This window comes from Streptococcus acidominimus (assembly GCF_001921825.1).
In the GTDB taxonomy this organism is placed as follows: Bacteria; Bacillota; Bacilli; order Lactobacillales; family Streptococcaceae; genus Streptococcus; species Streptococcus acidominimus.
This window is the reverse complement of sequence record NZ_MSJL01000001.1, coordinates 40,876-60,124: the sequence shown is the minus strand read 5'-3', so window position 1 is coordinate 60,124 and position 19,249 is coordinate 40,876. Positions and strand designations below refer to the sequence as shown.

Genomic DNA, 19,249 nt, shown 5'->3' with positions numbered 1-19,249 from the left:
GAAAATGACCAAACAATTACCGCAAGATTTTATTTTTGGTGGAGCAACAGCAGCCTATCAAGCAGAAGGTGCCACTCAAATTGATGGCAAGGGATCCGTTGCATGGGACAAGTATCTCGCAGACCATTATTGGTACCGTGCAGACCCTGCCAGTGATTTTTATCATCGCTATCCAGTTGATTTGGAATTGGCAGAAAAATTTGGGGTCAATGGTATTCGAATTTCCATTGCCTGGTCTCGGATTTTTCCGACAGGCTACGGGGAGGTCAACCCCAAAGGGGTAGCTTTTTATCATCAATTGTTCGCAGAATGCCATAAGCGGAATGTAGAACCCTTTGTGACCCTGCATCATTTTGATACACCAGAAGCCTTGCATTCTCAAGGAGACTTTCTCAACCGCGCTACCATTGATCATTTTGTGGACTATGCAGCCTTTTGCTTTGAAGAATTTTCAGAAGTGAAGTTTTGGACAACCTTTAATGAGATTGGACCAATCGGGGATGGCCAATATTTGGTCGGCAAATTCCCGCCAGGTATCCAGTACGATCTAGCAAAGGTCTTTCAATCTCATCACAATATGATGGTGGCTCACGCACGAGCGGTCAAGCAATTTAAAGACAAGGGCTATGCAGGCGAGATTGGGGTCGTTCATGCCCTGCCGACCAAGTATCCCTATAACCCTGAAGATCCAGCTGATGTTCGGGCAGCAGAGCTAGAAGACATCATCCACAATCGCTTTATTTTGGATGCGACCTACCTTGGGGAGTATTCAGAGGAAACCATGCAAGGGGTTGACCATATTTTAGCGATCAATGGTGGAGAACTTGACCTACGGGAAGAAGATTTTGAGCATTTGCAAGCTGCCAAAGACCTAAATGATTTCCTAGGAATCAATTACTACATGAGTGATTGGATGCGGGGAGATCTGGTAGAAGAAACAGAAATCACCCATAACGGAAAAGGTGAAAAGGGTGGTTCCAAGTATCAGATCAAAGGTGTTGGTCGCAGAGAATTTGATGTGGATGTTCCAAGAACAGATTGGGATTGGATGATCTATCCGCAAGGCTTGTACGACCAAATCATGCGAGTGAAGACCAACTATCCAAATTATAAAAAAATCTACATCACAGAAAATGGTTTGGGATACAAGGATGAATTTGTGGATGGGACAGTCTACGATGATGCCAGGATTGACTATGTGCGTCAGCATTTAACGGTGATTGCCAACGCGATTGCAGATGGTGCGAACGTCAAAGGCTACTTCCTTTGGTCCTTGATGGATGTCTTTTCTTGGTCAAATGGCTATGAGAAACGCTACGGTCTTTTCTATGTTGATTTTGAGACCCAAGAGCGCTATCCTAAGAAGAGTGCTTATTGGTATAAGCAGGTTGCTGAAAGTAAGATGATCGAATAGCCAATGCTCACTCTTGAACTGTTTCCGAGCTTTTAGCTACCGAGGCAGTTGACACAATACGCTTTTAATGTTTGAAGAGTATCAGAACGAAAATAAGAGACTGACTTTATTATGCCAGTCTCTTATTTTACATTGAAAAAGATTATAAAAAAAGCTAGAATAGAAAGAAATAACTTGAAGAAAAGGAGAGGAAATGAAAAGTTTAGAAGCCAAGATTCAGACTGCGGGGGAGGTTTTAGGGGAATCCATTTTAAAAGTAGATTCTTTTCTGACCCATCAGGTAGACATAGCATTGATGAAAGAGATTGCTCAAGTCTTAGCTGAACGATTTGCACAGGAGGGTATTACCAAAGTAGTGACCATTGAAGCGTCTGGTATCGCCCCTGCCCTCTATACGGCAGACGCCTTGCAGGTGCCAATGATTTTTGCGAAAAAATCAAAGAATATTACAATGACCGAGGGGATTTTAACGACAGAAGTCTATTCGTTTACCAAACAGGTAACAAGTACAGTCTCTATTGCCCAACGTTTGCTTAGCCCTAAGGATCGCGTGCTAATCGTTGATGATTTTCTAGCAAATGGCGAAGCTGCAAAGGGTCTGATTGACCTCATAGAGCAGGCAGGTGCAGAGGTAGTAGCTGTTAGTATCGTCATTGAAAAATCTTTTCAACAAGGCCGTAAGAATTTAGAAAACGCAGGCTATCCCGTCGTTTCTCTTGCACGATTGGATCGCTTTGAAAACGGTCAAGTTGTATTTAAAGAAGCAGATGTTTAAATAAGATACGAGAGCGTTAAACAACTCCTAGACAAAATAGACAATCGAAGCAGGTTGTCTTGCAACCAATGAGATTGGTCTTTTTGTCAGAGAGTTGTAGCTCGAGTTCAATTAAATAAGATACGAGGACGTCAAAAAAGCGACTGAAAATTAGGAAACATGACGAAGAGATTAGAGAGAGTTTGCTTCGCAAACTTCTATTTCCCGCCTCCAAAGGTATCCCATACCTTTGGAGCTAGGAATGTTTATCCTTAAAGGGAGCCACATCTGCAAGTAACTAAAGTTACAACAGTTGCGTCTCTTTTTTCCGAGCTTTTAGTCCGAGTTCAGTTACACAAGATACAAGAGCGTTTGACACGAGTTTCACTCGTTCTATTTCCAACCTTCCACAATCTATTCCTAGACTGTTTGACACGAGCACTGCTCGTTCTATCTCCCACCTTCCACAGTCTATTCCTAGACTGTGGAAGCAACTCCTAGACAAAATAGGCGGCCGAACAGAAGCGGTTCGCTTCGTAGTGAGACCCCCACAAAGGCAACTAGATTGGCGTGTTAGCGACAATCAGATGCCTACTGTGTCTTAATCTAGAGTTGCTCAACTTTTCGATTACGCTTTGTCAGTGAGTTGTAGCTCGAGTTCAATTATAAGATGTGAAGCCGTTAAGAAACCGAATGAAAAATAGGAAATCGAAGCAGGTTGCTTTGCAACCAATGAGATTTATCTTTTTTCCGAGGTTTTAGGCTGAACTCAATTAAACAAGATACAAACCTCGTTCAAAACTCAAAGCGCATTCACAAAGGACAAGTCAGATTATAGAAAAACGAACAAAAATTGGCGATAAACTCCAAACTTTTGTTCGTTTTTATAGTCTATGGCTAATATCCAAGGAAAATCAAAAGTAGTCGAAAGAGACGGTAGAACTGGTGTTCAGCGATTTCCTTGCCTCCTTGGGTTTTGATAGTAATAGCTTAGAGCTAGCTTTTACTCTTCGATCGTTTGTCGTAAGGCTTGTGCGGTAGTGACAGGCAGGATACGGACGCGGTTGAGGGTGAGCAGTCCATTAGCAGCAGAAGCAAGTCCCTCGTTAGTGGTTACTCCGAGTTTATAGTGGGCATCTTCGACTGTTTTTATGGTCTGTCCAGAATAGCGACCTGCAGGATAGGCAACAGCAATGGTATCCTGATGAAGATTGTGATCCAGATACTCCTTAGAGTTCTTTAGTTCAGCCTGTTGTGTTTCTGGTGTACTATATTCCAAATCGGGGTGGTTGACTGTATGGCTTTGGAAGGACATGCCATTTTCCTGCATTTCCTTGATTTGATCCAAAGTCAAGTGATCTGGCTGCGTATCAGTAGCGCCTGTGATGACATTATTGGTTGCTTTCATCTTGTATTGTTTGAGTAGCGGATACGCGATACTGTAAAAATCCCAGAGGCTGTCATCAAAAGTGAGCCAGACGACTTTTTTGTCTTTCGGCAGGACATTTTCTGTTAGGATTTTGTAGGCTTCTTCAGGTGTAAGAGTATAGTAGCCTGCTTCTTGGAATGCCTGGAGATGACTTTCAAACGTAGTCGGATCAACGATCAGATTGGCATTGGCGGCTTCTTCAGGAGCCATCACATGGATAGCATGATACATGAGAATCGGAATCTTGACAGGCTCTGCTTGTTTTTCCCAGATGATGTCCTCGCTACTTGTCTGATTAACTTGGCTCGGATCAGGGCTTACTTCTTGTGAAGTTGATGTCGAAGTGGTGGTGACTGTCTTGTCCTGCTGTGGGCTAGGATTGACAAGTTCTAGAATAGCATTACGATTGAGATAGATGATGGTAGCTACTAGGATGACCAGCAAGCTAGCCACCACGCTCCATAGGTGCTTGGTATGTTTCCGGTGTTTTCGATTGATTCGCTTAGAACGACTTCTTTGTTCGGGCATAAGAACCTCCTTTTTCTCTGTATCTATTATAGCAAAATTTTTGCCAACTGCTTCGATTATCTGCTATAATAATAAAAATAGTTTTTTTAAGGAGTAGGTATGACAGTGAAAATTGGTCTATTAGGATTTGGTACAGTAGCGAGTGGTATTCCATTCTTATTGAAAGAAAATGCAGAGAAGATTCAGCAAGCTGCTCAGGAAGAGATTGAAATCGCCAAGGTCTTGGTGCGTGATAATGCGGAAAAAGAGCGCCTAGAAGCAGCAGGACATACTTACCATTTTGTGACAAATGTTGATGAGATTTTAGCAGATGCTGAGATTCAGATTGTTGTCGAGCTAATGGGACGGATTGAGCCAGCAAAGACCTTCATTAGTCGTGCCTTGGAAGCTGGTAAACATGTTGTAACAGCCAACAAAGATTTATTGGCGGTGCATGGTAGTGAGTTGCGGGGGCTTGCGACAAAGCATGGGGTAGCTCTTTATTATGAAGCAGCGGTTGCGGGTGGCATTCCCATCTTACGAACCCTGTCCAACTCATTTGTATCTGACAAGGTAACCCGTGTCCTTGGGGTCTTGAATGGGACTTCTAACTTCATGATGACCAAGATGGTAGATGAGGGCTGGACCTATGAAGAAGCCTTAAAAACAGCTCAAGAATTGGGTTATGCCGAATCTGATCCGACCAACGACGTAGAGGGGATTGATGCGGCTTATAAGGCTGTTATTCTTAGCCAATTTGCGTTCGGTATGACTATTGACTTTGACAATGTTGAACACAAGGGGATTTCCAAGATTTCACCAGACGATGTAGCGGTGGCGCAGGAATTGGGCTATGTCATCAAATTGGTCGGTGATATTCGCGAGACAGCCTCTGGCTTGTCAGCAGAAGTTTCCCCGACTTTCTTACCGAAAGCTCATCCCTTAGCCAGTGTCAATGGTGTGATGAACGCTGTTTTTGTGGAGTCAATCGGTATTGGTCAATCAATGTATTATGGCCCGGGAGCTGGGCAAAAACCGACCGCAGCTAGTGTGACGGCAGATATTATCCGCATTGTCCGCCGTTTGCAAGATCAGACTGTCGGCAAGGCCTTTAACGAATTTTCTCGTCCACTTCAACTGGCGGCGCCGGGTGATGTGCGTAGTGAGTATTATTTCTCTATCGTGGCACCTGATAAAACTGGAACCTTGTTGCAGTTGGCTGAAATGTTCAATGCTGAGGAAATTTCCTTTAAGCAAATCCTTCAGCAGGCTTCTGATGGCAAGCAAGCACGTCTAGTCATTGTGACGCATAGTATGAGCAAGACCCAGCTGGAAAATGTGACGGCTAAGTTAGCAGCAGCTGGAGATTTCACGCTTCAAAACACCTTCAAAGTATTGGGGGAGTAAGATGAAAATAATTGTCCCAGCAACGAGTGCCAATATTGGACCGGGATTTGATTCTCTTGGGGTCGCCCTGTCCAAATACCTAACCATTGAAGTCGTACAGGCGCAGGATAAGTGGTTTGTCGAACATGATTTAGAGTTCGTTCCATCAGACGAGTACAATCTTCTGATTAAGACGGCTCTAAAGGTCTGTCCAGATTTACAACCACATCACGTCCGCATGATCAGTGATATTCCCCTAGCGCGCGGTCTTGGCTCATCAAGTTCTGTTATTGTAGCAGGAATTGAACTGGCTAACCAATTGGCTGATTTGCAGTTAAGTGCTGATGAAAAATTATGTTTGGCAACGGAAATCGAAGGACATCCTGACAATGTTGCGCCAGCGATTTTTGGCAACTTGGTCATCTCAAGTTATGTCAACAAAAAAGTAGCCAAGATTGTGACGGAGTTTCCAGAGGCTAGCTTTATCGCCTTTATTCCCAATTATCCTTTGCGGACCAGTGAGAGCCGCGGGGTATTACCGACGCAATTCTCATCCAAAAAGGCTGTTGCGGCAAGTGCCATTGCCAACGTAGCTATCGCAGCCTTGCTGACGGGAGATCTAGCGGAGGCTGGCAAAGCGATTGAAGCAGACTTGTTCCACGAGCCTTTCCGCCAAAAACTGGTTCAGGAATTTTACCCGATTCGTCACTTAGGGTCTGAATTGGGAGCGTATGCGACCTATTTATCAGGAGCTGGACCAACGGTTATGGTCTTGGCAGAAAAAGCTAAAGAAGAGGCTGTCAAAGAAGCAATTGACGCCTTACAATTAGACGGAGAGTGCTTTATTTTAAACGTTGACAAACAGGGTGTCCGTGTAGAAGCATAAGGGATCTTGAACCTTCCTTGTGGTCTTGACGGAGTCGGTCAACAGTCCATAGATAAAAGAAACAGGGAATCGCTTCTTTTGTTTCTTTTTTATCGTTTTCTATTAGGAATTTTGGTATAATAAACTGAATGTACTTTGGGAGTAAGAAAAGATGAAAGAGAAAATCAAACAAACGTTAGTAGAAATCGATATTCGTTTCGATGAGCCTCTAAAAGACTATACCTATACCAAGGTTGGGGGTAAAGTGGACTATTTAGCCTTTCCCCGCAATCGCTACGAATTGGTACGGATTGTGGAATTTGCAAATCGGGAAAATGTTCCCTGGATGGTGCTTGGTAATTCTAGTAATATTATCGTGCGCGATGGTGGGATCCGCGGTTTTGTCATTCGTATGGACAAGCTAAATAGCATTACCGTATCAGGATATACGATTGAGGCAGAAGCAGGTGCTAATCTGATCCAAACCACTCAGGTTGCTGCCCATCACTCTCTGTCGGGCTTTGAATTTGCCTGCGGTATTCCCGGAAGTATCGGTGGTGCAGTCTTTATGAATGCGGGTGCCTACGGTGGTGAGATTTCCCATATTCTGGTTTCAGCCCAGATTTTAACGCCAAAAGGCTATGTAGAAACGCTGGACGCTCGTGAGTTGACCTTTGGCTATCGTTCATCTATCTTACAAGAGAATGGCGCTATTGTTTTATCAGCAAAGTTTGCTTTAAAACCCGGGAACCATACAATGATTCAGCAAGAAATGCAGCGCTTGACCCATCTGCGTGAACTGAAGCAGCCCTTGGAATATCCCTCTTGTGGATCAGTCTTCAAGCGTCCGCTAGGTCATTTTGCAGGGCAATTGATTATGGAAGCAGGATTAAAAGGGCACCGTATCGGTGGTGTTGAGGTTTCTCAGAAACATGCAGGCTTCATGGTCAATGTCGCAGATGGAACTGCCCAAGATTACGAAGATTTAGTGGCATATGTCATTGAAGCTGTAAAAAAACATTCAGGAGTGACCCTAGAGCGTGAAGTACGGATTTTAGGAGATTCCTTAGACTAATATAGCAAAACAAGATACGAGGACGTCAAAAAAGAGACCGAAAATTAGGAAACATGACGAAGAAGTTAGAGAGGGGGTGCTTTGCAAACTTCTCTTCAAAGGTATCTCATAGCTTTGGGGCATAGTTCGTACTCAATGACATCAAGGCAAGCTAACAACATGTTGTTTTGATTTTGAAAGAGTAGAAACTTATTTCCACTAAGACACAAGTTGACAAAGTCTCTTTTTGATTTTAAAGAAATAGGAAGAGAGTAACCAATGGAAAGTCCATAGTAAGGGAGGTGAAGCCTATCGTAACCGGTAGTATAGAAGGTAGTGATCATACCTTAGAGTCAGAAAAGGCCTAACAGAGCCTTTAATCTGTAATCCATATAAAGAAGGAAATTATGAGAATTGAAGAAACCAATTATCGAATTTAAGAACGTTTCAAAAGTATTTGAAGATAGTGGGACAGTCGTTTTAAAGGATATCAATTTTGAGCTAGAAGAAGGGAAATTTTACACCCTCTTAGGTGCTTCTGGTTCAGGAAAATCCACCATTTTGAATATTATTGCAGGGCTGTTAGATGCTACTTCGGGTGATATTTATCTGGACGGTGAGCGAATCAATGATGTACCGACCAATCGGCGTGATGTCCACACGGTCTTCCAGTCTTATGCACTTTTTCCGCACATGACTGTTTTTGAAAACGTGGCCTTTCCCCTTAAATTACGAAAAATTCCCAAGGAAGAAGTTGAGCGGCGTGTGACAGAAGTTCTGAAAATGGTTCGACTAGCAGGCTATGAAAAACGTGCTATTCAAAAATTGTCAGGTGGTCAACGCCAGCGGGTAGCAATTGCACGTGCTATTATCAACGAGCCGCGAGTGGTCTTGCTTGATGAGCCTCTATCAGCCCTCGACTTGAAGCTACGGACTGATATGCAGTATGAACTGCGTGAATTGCAGCAGCGTTTAGGCATCACCTTCGTCTTTGTGACCCATGACCAAGAAGAGGCGCTTGCCATGAGTGACTGGATCTTTGTTATGAATGACGGTGAGATTGTTCAATCGGGGACACCGGTTGATATTTATGACGAGCCGATTAACCATTTTGTTGCCACCTTTATTGGCGAATCCAATATTATTTCTGGTCGAATGATTGAGGACTATCTGGTTGAGTTTAACGGTAAGCGTTTTGAAGCAGTTGACGGTGGGATGAAACCAAACGAACATGTTCAGGTTGTGATCCGTCCAGAAGATCTGCAAATTACCCTACCAGATGAGGGGAAGCTAAGGGTGAAAGTCGATACCCAGCTCTTTCGTGGTGTCCACTATGAAATTATTGCCTATGATGACTTGGGCAATGAGTGGATGATTCACTCGACCCGTAAGGCGATTGAGGGCGAGGTGATCGGACTAGACTTTGAGCCTGAAGATATTCATATCATGCGTCTCAATGAAACAGAAGAAGAGTTTGATGCTCGTATCGAAGAATATGTGGAGGTTGAAGAAGTCGAAGATGGTTTGATCAATGCCATCGAGGAGGAACGAAATGAAGAAAACCTCTAGATTATTTGCTCTTCCTTATGCTTTATGGATTTTCCTCTTTGTCCTAGCGCCTGTTGCTATGATTGTCTACAAATCCTTTTTTGATATTGATGGCAATCTTACGCTAGCCAACTACCAGACCTATTTTAATTCTCCTAATATGACTTATCTGCGGATGAGTATGAATTCAATTCTCTATGCAGGAATTATTACCCTTGTGACCCTACTGATTAGCTATCCGACTGCCTTTTTTCTCACGCAGTTAAAACATAAGCAGCTCTGGTTGATGTTAATTATCTTGCCGACCTGGGTCAATTTGCTCCTGAAAGCCTATGCCTTTATCGGTATCTTTGGTCAACACGGGTCTATCAATCAATTTTTAGAATTTCTAGGTTTGGGAACCCAGCAGCTTCTCTTTACTGATTTTTCATTCATTACGGTCGCGAGCTATATTGAAATTCCTTTTATGATTTTGCCGATCTTCAATGCCTTGGATGATTTGGATCAACATCTTATCCATGCTAGCCGTGACTTGGGAGCCAATTCTTGGCAAACCTTTACCAAGGTGATTTTTCCTCTTTCCATGAATGGGGTTAGAAGTGGGGTGCAGGCTGTCTTTATTCCAAGTTTGAGCTTGTTCATGCTGACGCGCCTCATTGGCGGTAACCGTGTGATTACGCTTGGTACAGCAATCGAGCAACACTTCCTTACCACGCAAAACTGGGGAATGGGCTCCACTATCGGTGTAGTCTTGATTCTAGCCATGCTCTTGACCATGTGGCTAACGAAAGAGAGGAAGAAATAATGAAAAAAATTGGCAAAGTTTACCTGACGATTACCTTCCTTGTCCTTTATCTTCCGATTTTTTACCTGATTGCCTATGCCTTTAATGAGGGCGGAGACATGAACGGCTTTACAGGCTTTACCACGGAATATTTTTCATCCATGCTGGGTGATAGTCGCTTGATGCTCATCTTGGCGCAAACCTTTCTTTTAGCCTTCCTTAGCTCCTTGATTGCCACGATTATCGGAACCTTTGGAGCCATTTATATCTACCAAGGCAAGCAAAAATGGCAGAATATGCTGCTTTCTATCAACAATATCCTCATGGTAGCGCCAGATGTCATGATTGGAGCGAGTTTTTTGATTCTCTTCACTGTGATCGGCTTCCAACTTGGTTTTGTTTCGGTTCTCTTGAGCCACGTAGCATTTTCAATCCCGATTGTGGTCTTGATGGTTCTGCCACGTCTCAAGGAAATGAATGCTGACATGGTGCTTGCAGCCTATGACTTGGGTGCAAGCCAATTCCAGATGCTCAAGGAAATCATGTTGCCCTACTTGACACCAGCCATCATTGCGGGCTACTTTATGGCCTTTACCTATTCCCTAGATGATTTTGCGGTGACCTTCTTTGTCACAGGAAATGGTTATTCCAATCTTTCGGTTGAGATTTATTCCCGTGCCCGCCAAGGAATTTCCCTTGAAATCAACGCCCTTTCAACCCTTGTCTTTCTCTTTAGTATCTTATTAGTGGTGGGTTATTATTTCATCTCTCGTGAAAAGGAGGTCAACGAATGAAACGTCTATATTCCTTTTTAATCGGGATTACCGTAATTGTCCTTGCCCTCTTTGCTATTAGCCACAAGCTAGAAAGCCAGTCCAATGAGGGGACAAAGGAAAAATTGGTCATCTATAACTGGGGAGACTACATTGACCCTGCTCTCTTAGAGAAGTTTACAGAAGAAACAGGGATCAAGGTGGACTACCAGACCTTTGATTCTAATGAAGCCATGTATACCAAGATCCAGCAGGGTGGAACGACCTATGATTTGACCATTCCGTCTGAATATATGATTTCCAAGATGATGGATGAAGATCTTCTTGTGAAGCTAGATAAGAAAAAAATCAAGGGACTTGAACATATCAATCCTAAGTTTCTCGGCCTAAGTTTTGATGAGAACAATGATTACTCTATTCCTTATTTCTGGGGAACTCTGGGCATTGTTTACAACGAAGCTATGGTGAACAATCCTCCACGTGAATGGGAAGATTTATGGTCAGAAGAATACCGGGATAACATCATGCTGGTAGACGGTGCCCGTGAGGGGATGGGAATCGGTCTTCAAGCCCTCGGTTACAGCTTAAACTCTCGTGATAAGGCAGAACTAGAGGCAGCTGCGGATTATCTCTACGAATTGACGCCCAACATCAAGGCTATCGTCTCTGATGAAATTAAGGGCTACATGATCCAAGATGCCGCTGCGATTGCAGTGAGTTTCTCGGGTGAGGCGAGTGAAATGCTTGATGGGAATGAACAGTTGCGGTATGTCGTACCTTCAAAAGGTTCAAATCTCTGGTTTGACAATATGGTCATTCCAAAGACAGCCAAAAACATTGACGGAGCCTATGCCTTTATCAACTTTATGCTACGTCCGGAAAATGCCTACCAAAATGCCTTATATATCGGCTATGCAACGCCGAATACCAAGGCTAAGGAAATGCTGCCAGATGATGTGAAAAATGATGAGGCTTTTTACCCTTCAGAAGAAACATTGAAAAAACTAGAAGTATACGATAATCTTGGTCGCAAACTCCTAGGCGATTACAACGATTTCTACCTACAATTTAAGATGTATCGTAAATAAAGAAAAACACATTGAGCCTACCATTCAGAACGGCTCAATGTGTTTTTGGTGCATATAGCCATGTAATGTCTCGAAATGATGTAAATATAAGGATATTTTGTTGACTTGTGTCTTAAATTTCATTCGGTTTCTTAACGGCTTCACATCTTAGAGCGGGAGATAGAAGTTTGCGAAGCAAACTCTCGTTTAAATGTTCTGCGTCAAAACTCCTATTTTTGCTTTGCTCGCTTCAATAGTCTAGGAATAGACTGTTGAAGGTTGGAAATAGAACGAGTAGCACTCGTGTCAAACAGTCTAGGAATAGACTGTTGAAGGTTGGAAATAAAACGAGTGCAACTCGTGTCAAATAGTCTAGGAATAGACTGTTGAAGGTTGGAAATAGAACGAGTGCAACTCGTGTCAAATAGTCTAGGAATAGACTGTTGAAGGTTGGAAATAGAACGAGTGCAACTCGTGTCAAACAGTCTAGGAATAGACTGTTGAAGGTTGGAGATAAAACGAGTGCAACTCGTGTCAAACAGTCTAGGAATAGACTGTGGAAGGTCGGAAATAGAACGAGTGCAACTCGTGTCAAATAGTCTAGGAATAGACTGTGGAAGGTCGGAAATAGAACGAGTGCAACTCGTGTCAAACGCTCTTGTATCTTGTTTAATTGAGTTCAGCCTAAAACCTCGGAAAAAAGATAAATCTCATTGGTTGTAAAGCAACCTGCTTCGATTTCCTATTTTTCATTCGGTTTCTTAACGGCTTCACATCTTATAATTGAACTCGGGCTACGAGCTGTGCAAAAAAGAGACGTAGCTGTTCCAGTTTTAACTGGTTACAGATATGGCTCCCTTTAGGGATAGTTTTTCCTAGCTCTAAAGGTATAGTATACCTTTAGAGGCGGGTAATAGAAGTTTGCGAAGCAAACTCTCGTTTAAATGTTCTGCGTCAAAACTCCTATTTTTGCTTTGCTCGCTTCTACAGTCTAGGAATAGACTGTTGAAGGTCGGAAATAAAACGAGTGCAACTCGTGTCAAACGCCCTCGTATCTTAATTTTACAAAAACTTTACAGAAAGAAGGGAAAAGATTTGATAGTCAACCTGTAAAATAGGGGTATAAATATTAAGGAGTTGATGATTATATGTCAAATCGTTTTACAAAAATTGCAGCTATTGGTTTTGCTTGTCTAGGTCTTTTAGCGGCCTGCGGTCAGAAAGAAGCGAATACAGCAGATCAGCCGATTACTGTTGTGTCTCGTGAGGAAGGTTCAGGAACTCGTGGAGCCTTTATTGAGCTATTTGGTATCGAAACCAAGGATGCAGAAGGCAAGAAAGTAGACAATACTACTACGCAGGCTATTGTGACCAACTCAACTGCGGTTATGTTGACGACAGTTGCTGGTGATAGCAGTGCTATCGGTTATGCCTCACTAGGAGCATTGGATGGAACGACTAAAACACTAGAGATTGATGGTGTAACACCTAGCGTGGAAACGATTATATCAGGAGAATATAAAATTGCGCGTCCGTTCAATATTGTCACTCAAAAGTCAGTCAGCGATGCTGCACAAGATTTCATATCCTTTATTCTAAGTCCAGATGGACAGGCTATTGTTGAAAAAACAGGCTACATTCCTGTGGAAGCAGGAGCAGCTTATCAGTCAAAAGTTCAGTCTGGAAAGGTTGTTGTTGCAGGGTCAAGTTCTGTCAATCCTGTTATGGAGAAATTGAAAGAAGCCTATCAAACAGCTAACGCTGGAGTAACAGTAGAAATTCAGCAAAGTGACTCTTCAACAGGGGTAACGAGTGCTATTGAAGGAAGCGCCGATATTGGGATGGCATCACGTGAGTTGAAAGACTCTGAAACATCAAAAGGTGTGTCTGCAACAGCCATTGCAATGGACGGTATTGTGCTGATTGTTCATAAAGATAATCCATTAGCTGGACTAACAGTTCAAGAAGTACAGGATATTTATACTGGTAAAGAAGGGCAATGGTCAGCCTACATTTCAAAATAAGGGGAGTGTCATGCGCCAATTCAGAGAATCCGGAATGCAAGCAGTCTTTTTTATGACTGCCTGCCTCTCCGTTTTATCCGTTATTTTTATTTGTATTTTTCTCTTTTCAGCAGGTTTACCTGCCATTCAGGAAATCGGTTGGAAAAACTTCCTCCTAGGACTGGACTGGAAACCTTCAAATCATCTATTTGGGATTTTGCCAATGATTGTTGGCTCCCTTTATGTGACGCTGGGTGCCTTGCTCATCGGTGTTCCGATCGGGCTTTTGACCTCCCTCTACTTGGCATTTTTTTGCAACGAAAAATGGTACCCTTACTTTAAAAAGGCTGTGAGCCTGATGGCGGGTATTCCGTCTGTCGTGTATGGCTTCTTCGGCTTGGTTGTGCTCGTACCGTTCGTACGGAATAATATCGGCGGTCACGGGATGGGAGTTTTAACCGCTTCTATCTTACTTGGTATTATGATTTTACCGACTATTATTAGTGTGTCAGAAGCGAGCTTGCGTGCAGTTCCAGAGAGCTATTATCAAGGTGGTTTGGCACTAGGGGCTTCTCATGAGCGTAGCATCTTTTTCATCCTCCTGCCAGCAGCAAGACGGGGAATCTTGGCGAGTGTCATTTTAGGATTAGGAAGAGCGATGGGGGAGACGATGGCTGTCATCATGGTCGCTGGTAATCAGGCGTTGATACCTAGCTCATTGACCTCTGGCGTGCGAACTCTTACAACCAATATTGTAATGGAGATGGGGTATTCAACAGATTTGCACCGGGAAGCACTGATAGGAACGGCAGTTGTTCTCTTTATCTTCATACTAATCATCAATACGACTTTCTATATGATGTATAAAAAGGAGTAGTCATCGTGTCATTTTTAAAAAAAGAATCGAATCAGGACCATTTGTCTTTCTTTTTGAGGTGGATCGTCTATCTATCAGCGGGTCTAGCTGGATTAGCAACCAGTTTTATTGTCTTGTACATTTTATTTAAAGGTTTGCCTTATCTCAATTTAGACCTGTTTTCATGGACATATTCTAGTGCCAATGTCTCCATGCTACCGGCTTTATTAAATACCATTTTGATGGCGGTCTTGTCCCTATCAATAGCACTTCCTATTGGAATCGGTGCCTCTATTTATTTAACAGAATATGCCAATGTAGACAATCCATTGATAACCGTTGTACGTCTGGCAACAGAAACCTTGTCGGGCATTCCCTCTATTGTCTACGGCTTATTTGGAGCCTTGTTCTTTGTAAAATTTCTCCACATGGGACTGTCAATGATGGCAGGAGCAGCAACGCTTAGTATCATGATACTCCCCTTGATTATGCGGACGACAGAAGAGGCCCTACTATCTGTTAAAGAGGGCTATCGTGAGGGGAGCTTTGCCCTCGGTGCTGGAAAACTACGGACGATTTTTCGAGTGGTACTCCCGTCAGCCTTACCGGGTATCTTTTCTGGAGTTGTTCTTGCTCTGGGACGTGTAATCGGGGAGTCAGCAGCCCTTATCTTTACAGCAGGTACTGTGGCAGAAGTAGCAAGCGGTTTGACCAGCTCGGGGAGAACCTTGGCAGTACACATGTATTTGATTTCGGGAGAAGGGATTTATGTCAATCAGACCTATGCAACAGCAGTTATTCTCCTGCTTCTGGTTATTGTCATGAATCTTTTATCCGAATGGATTGCATTAAAATTAGGAAGAAATTAACATGAGTAAATTTAGCATTCAGAATTTGAATCTGCACTATGGAGATTTTCATGCCTTGAAAGAGGTCAATTTGGAAATCCCAAGTAATAATATCACCGCTTTTATCGGACCTTCGGGTTGTGGAAAATCCACTCTCTTAAAAAGTTTGAATCGGATGAATGATCTGGTCAAGGATTGCCGTATCAGCGGACAGATTCTATTGGATCAAGAAGATATCTATAAAGATATGAAGACGACTGTTCTTCGAAAAAAGGTCGGAATGGTCTTTCAAAAGCCCAATCCTTTCCCTATGAGTATTTATGATAATATTGCCTATGGTCCACGTACGCATGGGGTTCATAAAAAGTTAGAGTTGGATCGATTAGTGGAACGTTCCCTAAGGCAGGCAGCGATTTGGGATGAGGTCAAGGACCGCCTGAACAAATCAGCGCTTGGTCTATCAGGAGGACAGCAACAGCGTCTCTGCATTGCCAGAGCCTTGGCGATTGAACCTGAAATCCTGTTAATGGATGAGCCAACCTCTGCCTTAGATCCGATTTCAACAGCGAAAATTGAAGAATTGGTCTTGGAGTTAAAGCAGGATTACACGATTATTATGGTAACCCATAATATGCAGCAGGCTTTACGGGTATCAGACAAGACTGCTTTCTTCTTACTGGGAGAAGTGGTTGAGTATGATAAGACTAGCCAGCTCTTTAGTATGCCTAAAGATCCACGTACGGAAGACTATATTACAGGGAGGTTCGGTTAATGCGCACACGTTTTGAAAGTCAGCTAGAAGCCTTGCAGAAAGATATGATGTTTATGGGGGGCTTGTGTGAAGAAATGATTGCCTATTCTGCTGAAAGGCTCACTGGAGCAGGCAATTTAGATGAGGAAGTGATCCAGCAGACCTACCAGCAGATAGAAGAGTTAGAGCGAGATATTGAAGCTCGCTGTCTCAAATTGCTCTTACGCCAGCAACCGGTTGCCCGTGACTTACGGACGATTTCTTCAGCCTTGAAAATGGTCTATGACATGAAGAGGATCGGCGCCCAGTCATCAGAAGTAGCAGATTTAATCAGCCATAATACGATTCATCTAGTAGATGAAATTCCCTTGGTGAAGAAAATGGCAGAGCAGGTCAGCCAGATGGTGGTTGGAAGTTTGGATGCTTTTGTGAAAGAAAGTGATGCTCTAGCCCAGGAAGTTATAGCCAAAGACGATACAGTTGACCAATATTTTGGTACAATAAAAGAAAAACTGGCCAGTTATTTGGGAAAACAGTCTGTTAATGGAGATCAAGCCATTGACTTGCTGATGATTGCCAAGTATTTGGAGAGGATTGGAGATCATGCGGTGAACATCGCCAAGTGGGTTCAATTCGCGATTACAGGCCAATTGGAAGGGTGAAGAGAATGATCTACTGTGTAGAAGATGATGATGCCATTCGAGAACTAATGCTGTATAGCCTTAAAACCGCCGGTTTTGAGGCTAAAGGCTTTTCAGAAGCAACTGGTTTTTGGAAAGAGCTGAAAGAAAAACTTCCAGACCTGATTATCCTAGACGTGATGATGCCCGGTCAGGATGGCGTATCCATCCTCGAAGAGTTACAGAAAAATGCTGCAACTCGCCATGTACCAGTGATGATGGCAACAGCTAAAGGAACAGAATTTGACAAGGTACAAAGTCTGGATCTAGGAGCAGATGACTATCTGGTCAAGCCTTTTGGAATGATGGAAATGATTTCCCGGATCAAGGCTGTTCTCCGCCGTGTCAAAAAAACGGAACAGGAAGAACAGTTGCAATACGGGGTCATTGAGCTGGATCTGGCACGACATCGGGTAGTCGTGGAAGAAAAGAAATTAGAGTTGACTTTGAAAGAGTTTGAACTACTAAAACTACTTATTCGGGCACCTCAACGAGTGTTTACCAGGCAGGAATTGCTGGACAAGGTCTGGGGGCAGGATTTTCTAGGAGAGACTCGGACAGTAGATGTTCATATTGGAACCCTGCGCCAGAAACTAGGCTCTGCAGCAGCCTATATAAAAACAGTCAGGGGTGTCGGTTATCTCTTGGAGGTCGGGAATGACTAAGAAAATCTTTCGCGCCATTTTTCTATCGACGATGGGAATTTTTCTTGGGACTGTTCTGCTCATCTTGGGCTATCTCTTCCACTATTTTTCCGAGCTACAATTGGAGCAATTAGAAACCCAGACGAGTTTGATTGCGCAGGCGGTAGAACAAGAGGGATTTCGCTACTTAGAGCAACTCGATAGCAAGGAACTCCGCATCACTTGGATTGCACCTGATGGTGGTGTGCTCTATGATTCGGAGAAAGTAGCCAAACAGCTCGACAACCATGGTGACCGCGAGGAGGTCAGAGAGGCACAGGAGCTAGGGAGTGGTCGAAGCATCCGCCAATCAGACACCCTTACCCAACGCTTGCTCTATTCAGCTCAACGTCTGGCGGATGGGACAGTCCTGCGCTTGTCCTTGTCCCAACATACGATCTGGGTTCTACTAGGGCAGCTGACTCCTTGGATGGGCTTGCTTTTTATTTTATCCAGTTTGGGTTCCCTGTTTATCGCCAGGAGAATTTCGCGAAAGTTATTGGAGCCACTTGAAAAATTGGATCTGGAAAAACCGTTTGAAAATGATGTCTATGTCGAACTTTCTCCCTTGTTAAAGCGCTTGGAGCAGCATCAGACCCAGCTGGCAGAAAAAGAACGTTTACTCCGACAAAAAAGGGAAGAATTTGACACCATTATTTCAAAAATGAAAGAGGGGATGATCATTGTAGATAAAAGAGGTCACTTGGTCTCCTACAATGGGGCGGCAGGACAACTTCTAGGGTTGGAGCGCTCAAGCATTGGTCAAATCATTCCTGCCTTTTCGCGCCATATAGGGTTGAAAGAAATCTTGGAAGAGGGGCTGAATGGTCAAAAGGCAGAGAGAGTTTTTGAGCTTGGAGAGAGGCAGAGCAAGGTGCTTATTCGACCTATTTGGGCAGAAGCAGAGCAGACGGGTGCTGTTATCCTCTTCTTTGATGTGACAGAGCAATACTATCTCGACAAGCTCCGAAGAGAATTTACAGCGACAGTCTCCCATGAATTACGAACCCCGTTGCATATTTTATTCGGCTACTCTGAAATGCTTCAATCAGGTCTAGCTTCTCCAGAAAACGTTCAATTATTCTCTGAGAAGATTTACCAAGAGAGCAAGCGGATGATCCAATTAGTAGAAGATATTTTACAATTAGCCCAGTTGGATGAGGGAGGAAAAATTCACAAAGAAGTAGTGGACATGGCAAGCCTTATCGAGCAAGTATTGACTGGATTACAAGAAAAAATGAAACAAAAGGAGCTTTCCGTTACCCTAAAAGCTGACAGTGTTTACTATAAGGGAAATCCAACCCTCTTACAATCCATTATCTACAATCTTTGTGATAATGCTATCAAATACAATAAAGAGAAGGGGCAGGTGACGATCGAATTGTCGCAACATCAGGACACGATTGCCCTGCAAGTAGTAGATACAGGCTTGGGCATTGCCGCTGCTGATAAGGAGCGCATTTTTGAACGCTTTTATCGGGCAGACAAAAGCCGCTCCAAGCAGGTGGGGGGAACAGGCTTAGGTCTATCCATTGTCAAGTATGCCTTACAGGTTCACGGTGCAACGATTGAGGTGGACAGTCACTTAGGTCAAGGTACGACTATGACTGTCAGCTTTCCTATCAATCGCTAAGCCTCACGGCGTATCACCTATGGATCTTCTGATTTGATGTGTAGAATTGTTGAGACTTATAAAAATAGAGTTGGGAACATTCTAGTTAGCGCATACTCCTAGCTAGGAGCATGCTAGATTTTCCTTAGGAAAACATCAATCTTGCGAGTTCATAATGAGGTAGCCCCTTTATTTGGCGACTATTTTATCTAGGAAAGTTGTTTCAACCTCCGAA

The 19,249-nt window shown here is 43.3% G+C and carries 17 protein-coding genes; 16 read left to right on the top strand and 1 reads right to left on the bottom strand.

The annotated features are described in order from the left end of the window. Window positions 1–4: 4 nt before the first annotated feature. Both lacG and BU200_RS00250 read left to right on the top strand, forming a co-directional pair. A complete protein-coding gene (gene lacG, locus BU200_RS00255; RefSeq protein ID WP_075098238.1) occupies window positions 5–1,414 on the top strand; it encodes a 6-phospho-beta-galactosidase in 1,410 nt (469 codons plus the stop codon). A gap of 193 nt (window positions 1,415–1,607) precedes the next feature. Further along, entirely contained in the window at window positions 1,608–2,189 is a 582-nt protein-coding gene (locus BU200_RS00250) for a xanthine phosphoribosyltransferase (RefSeq protein ID WP_075098237.1), read from the top strand. Window positions 2,190–3,171: 982 nt separating this feature from the next. Here BU200_RS00250 and BU200_RS00245 read toward each other — a convergent pair. Continuing rightward, window positions 3,172–4,125, bottom strand: coding sequence for a polysaccharide deacetylase family protein (locus tag BU200_RS00245; RefSeq protein WP_075098236.1), 954 nt, complete (start codon window positions 4,123–4,125; stop codon window positions 3,172–3,174). A gap of 99 nt (window positions 4,126–4,224) precedes the next feature. Between BU200_RS00245 and BU200_RS00240 the strand changes: the two genes are divergently transcribed. The 14 genes from BU200_RS00240 to BU200_RS00175 all read left to right on the top strand — a co-directional run bounded on the left by BU200_RS00240 (window position 4,225) and on the right by BU200_RS00175 (window position 19,035). Beyond that, the gene (locus BU200_RS00240; RefSeq protein WP_075098235.1) at window positions 4,225–5,511 is read left to right on the top strand and encodes a homoserine dehydrogenase; all 1,287 of its coding nucleotides are present in this window, start codon (window positions 4,225–4,227) and stop codon (window positions 5,509–5,511) included. A gap of 1 nt (window position 5,512) precedes the next feature. Continuing rightward, window positions 5,513–6,376: a homoserine kinase gene (thrB, locus tag BU200_RS00235; RefSeq protein ID WP_075098234.1), complete on the top strand. Its 864-nt coding sequence runs from the start codon at window positions 5,513–5,515 to the stop codon at window positions 6,374–6,376. Window positions 6,377–6,527: 151 nt separating this feature from the next. Beyond that, complete coding sequence (gene murB, locus BU200_RS00230; protein ID WP_075098233.1) at window positions 6,528–7,430, top strand: UDP-N-acetylmuramate dehydrogenase; 903 nt, start codon at window positions 6,528–6,530, stop codon at window positions 7,428–7,430. Between the two features lie 393 nt (window positions 7,431–7,823). Continuing rightward, window positions 7,824–8,978, top strand: coding sequence for an ABC transporter ATP-binding protein (locus BU200_RS00225; protein ID WP_075098232.1), 1,155 nt, complete (start codon window positions 7,824–7,826; stop codon window positions 8,976–8,978). After that, window positions 8,962–9,762, top strand: a complete 801-nt coding sequence (locus BU200_RS00220) for an ABC transporter permease (RefSeq protein WP_075098231.1) — start codon at window positions 8,962–8,964, stop codon at window positions 9,760–9,762. The genes BU200_RS00225 and BU200_RS00220 overlap by 17 nt, the downstream gene beginning before the upstream one ends. Further along, window positions 9,762–10,535, top strand: coding sequence for an ABC transporter permease (locus tag BU200_RS00215; RefSeq protein WP_075098230.1), 774 nt, complete (start codon window positions 9,762–9,764; stop codon window positions 10,533–10,535). Before BU200_RS00220 ends, BU200_RS00215 begins: the two co-directional genes overlap by 1 nt. Next, the gene (locus BU200_RS00210) at window positions 10,532–11,602 is read left to right on the top strand and encodes an ABC transporter substrate-binding protein (protein WP_075098229.1); all 1,071 of its coding nucleotides are present in this window, start codon (window positions 10,532–10,534) and stop codon (window positions 11,600–11,602) included. The genes BU200_RS00215 and BU200_RS00210 overlap by 4 nt, the downstream gene beginning before the upstream one ends. Window positions 11,603–12,729: 1,127 nt before the next feature. Beyond that, complete coding sequence (locus BU200_RS00205) at window positions 12,730–13,605, top strand: extracellular solute-binding protein (RefSeq protein WP_075098228.1); 876 nt, start codon at window positions 12,730–12,732, stop codon at window positions 13,603–13,605. A gap of 10 nt (window positions 13,606–13,615) precedes the next feature. Further along, window positions 13,616–14,461: a phosphate ABC transporter permease subunit PstC gene (gene pstC, locus BU200_RS00200; protein ID WP_075098227.1), complete on the top strand. Its 846-nt coding sequence runs from the start codon at window positions 13,616–13,618 to the stop codon at window positions 14,459–14,461. Between the two features lie 5 nt (window positions 14,462–14,466). Continuing rightward, window positions 14,467–15,309 (top strand): phosphate ABC transporter permease PstA, encoded by an 843-nt coding sequence (pstA, locus tag BU200_RS00195; RefSeq protein WP_209307153.1) that lies wholly within the window; start codon window positions 14,467–14,469, stop codon window positions 15,307–15,309. A 1-nt stretch (window position 15,310) separates the two neighbouring features. Then, window positions 15,311–16,060, top strand: coding sequence for a phosphate ABC transporter ATP-binding protein PstB (gene pstB, locus BU200_RS00190; RefSeq protein ID WP_075098225.1), 750 nt, complete (start codon window positions 15,311–15,313; stop codon window positions 16,058–16,060). Next, complete coding sequence (phoU, locus tag BU200_RS00185; RefSeq protein ID WP_075098224.1) at window positions 16,060–16,701, top strand: phosphate signaling complex protein PhoU; 642 nt, start codon at window positions 16,060–16,062, stop codon at window positions 16,699–16,701. The genes pstB and phoU overlap by 1 nt, the downstream gene beginning before the upstream one ends. A 5-nt stretch (window positions 16,702–16,706) precedes the next feature. After that, on the top strand, window positions 16,707–17,384 hold the full coding sequence (locus BU200_RS00180) for a winged helix-turn-helix domain-containing protein (RefSeq protein ID WP_075098223.1): 678 nt from the start codon (window positions 16,707–16,709) through the stop codon (window positions 17,382–17,384). Continuing rightward, window positions 17,377–19,035, top strand: a complete 1,659-nt coding sequence (locus BU200_RS00175; RefSeq protein WP_075098222.1) for a sensor histidine kinase — start codon at window positions 17,377–17,379, stop codon at window positions 19,033–19,035. The genes BU200_RS00180 and BU200_RS00175 overlap by 8 nt, the downstream gene beginning before the upstream one ends. Window positions 19,036–19,249 lie beyond the last annotated feature (214 nt).

Excerpts from the sequence above, each read along its gene's own strand:
- BU200_RS00210 (WP_075098229.1), top strand. The coding sequence starts at position 10,532 with ATGAAACGTCTATATTCCTTTTTAATCGGGATTACCGTAATTGTCCTT.
- BU200_RS00175 (WP_075098222.1), top strand. The coding sequence starts at position 17,377 with ATGACTAAGAAAATCTTTCGCGCCATTTTTCTATCGACGATGGGAATT.
- BU200_RS00180 (WP_075098223.1), top strand. The coding sequence starts at position 16,707 with ATGATCTACTGTGTAGAAGATGATGATGCCATTCGAGAACTAATGCTG.
- BU200_RS00220 (WP_075098231.1), top strand. The coding sequence starts at position 8,962 with ATGAAGAAAACCTCTAGATTATTTGCTCTTCCTTATGCTTTATGGATT.
- phoU (WP_075098224.1), top strand. The coding sequence starts at position 16,060 with ATGCGCACACGTTTTGAAAGTCAGCTAGAAGCCTTGCAGAAAGATATG.
- pstB (WP_075098225.1), top strand. The coding sequence starts at position 15,311 with ATGAGTAAATTTAGCATTCAGAATTTGAATCTGCACTATGGAGATTTT.
- thrB (WP_075098234.1), top strand. The coding sequence starts at position 5,513 with ATGAAAATAATTGTCCCAGCAACGAGTGCCAATATTGGACCGGGATTT.
- pstC (WP_075098227.1), top strand. The coding sequence starts at position 13,616 with ATGCGCCAATTCAGAGAATCCGGAATGCAAGCAGTCTTTTTTATGACT.
- murB (WP_075098233.1), top strand. The coding sequence starts at position 6,528 with ATGAAAGAGAAAATCAAACAAACGTTAGTAGAAATCGATATTCGTTTC.
- BU200_RS00215 (WP_075098230.1), top strand. The coding sequence starts at position 9,762 with ATGAAAAAAATTGGCAAAGTTTACCTGACGATTACCTTCCTTGTCCTT.
- BU200_RS00250 (WP_075098237.1), top strand. The coding sequence starts at position 1,608 with ATGAAAAGTTTAGAAGCCAAGATTCAGACTGCGGGGGAGGTTTTAGGG.
- BU200_RS00205 (WP_075098228.1), top strand. The coding sequence starts at position 12,730 with ATGTCAAATCGTTTTACAAAAATTGCAGCTATTGGTTTTGCTTGTCTA.
- BU200_RS00245 (WP_075098236.1), bottom strand. The coding sequence starts at position 4,125 with ATGCCCGAACAAAGAAGTCGTTCTAAGCGAATCAATCGAAAACACCGG.
- BU200_RS00240 (WP_075098235.1), top strand. The coding sequence starts at position 4,225 with ATGACAGTGAAAATTGGTCTATTAGGATTTGGTACAGTAGCGAGTGGT.
- lacG (WP_075098238.1), top strand. The coding sequence starts at position 5 with ATGACCAAACAATTACCGCAAGATTTTATTTTTGGTGGAGCAACAGCA.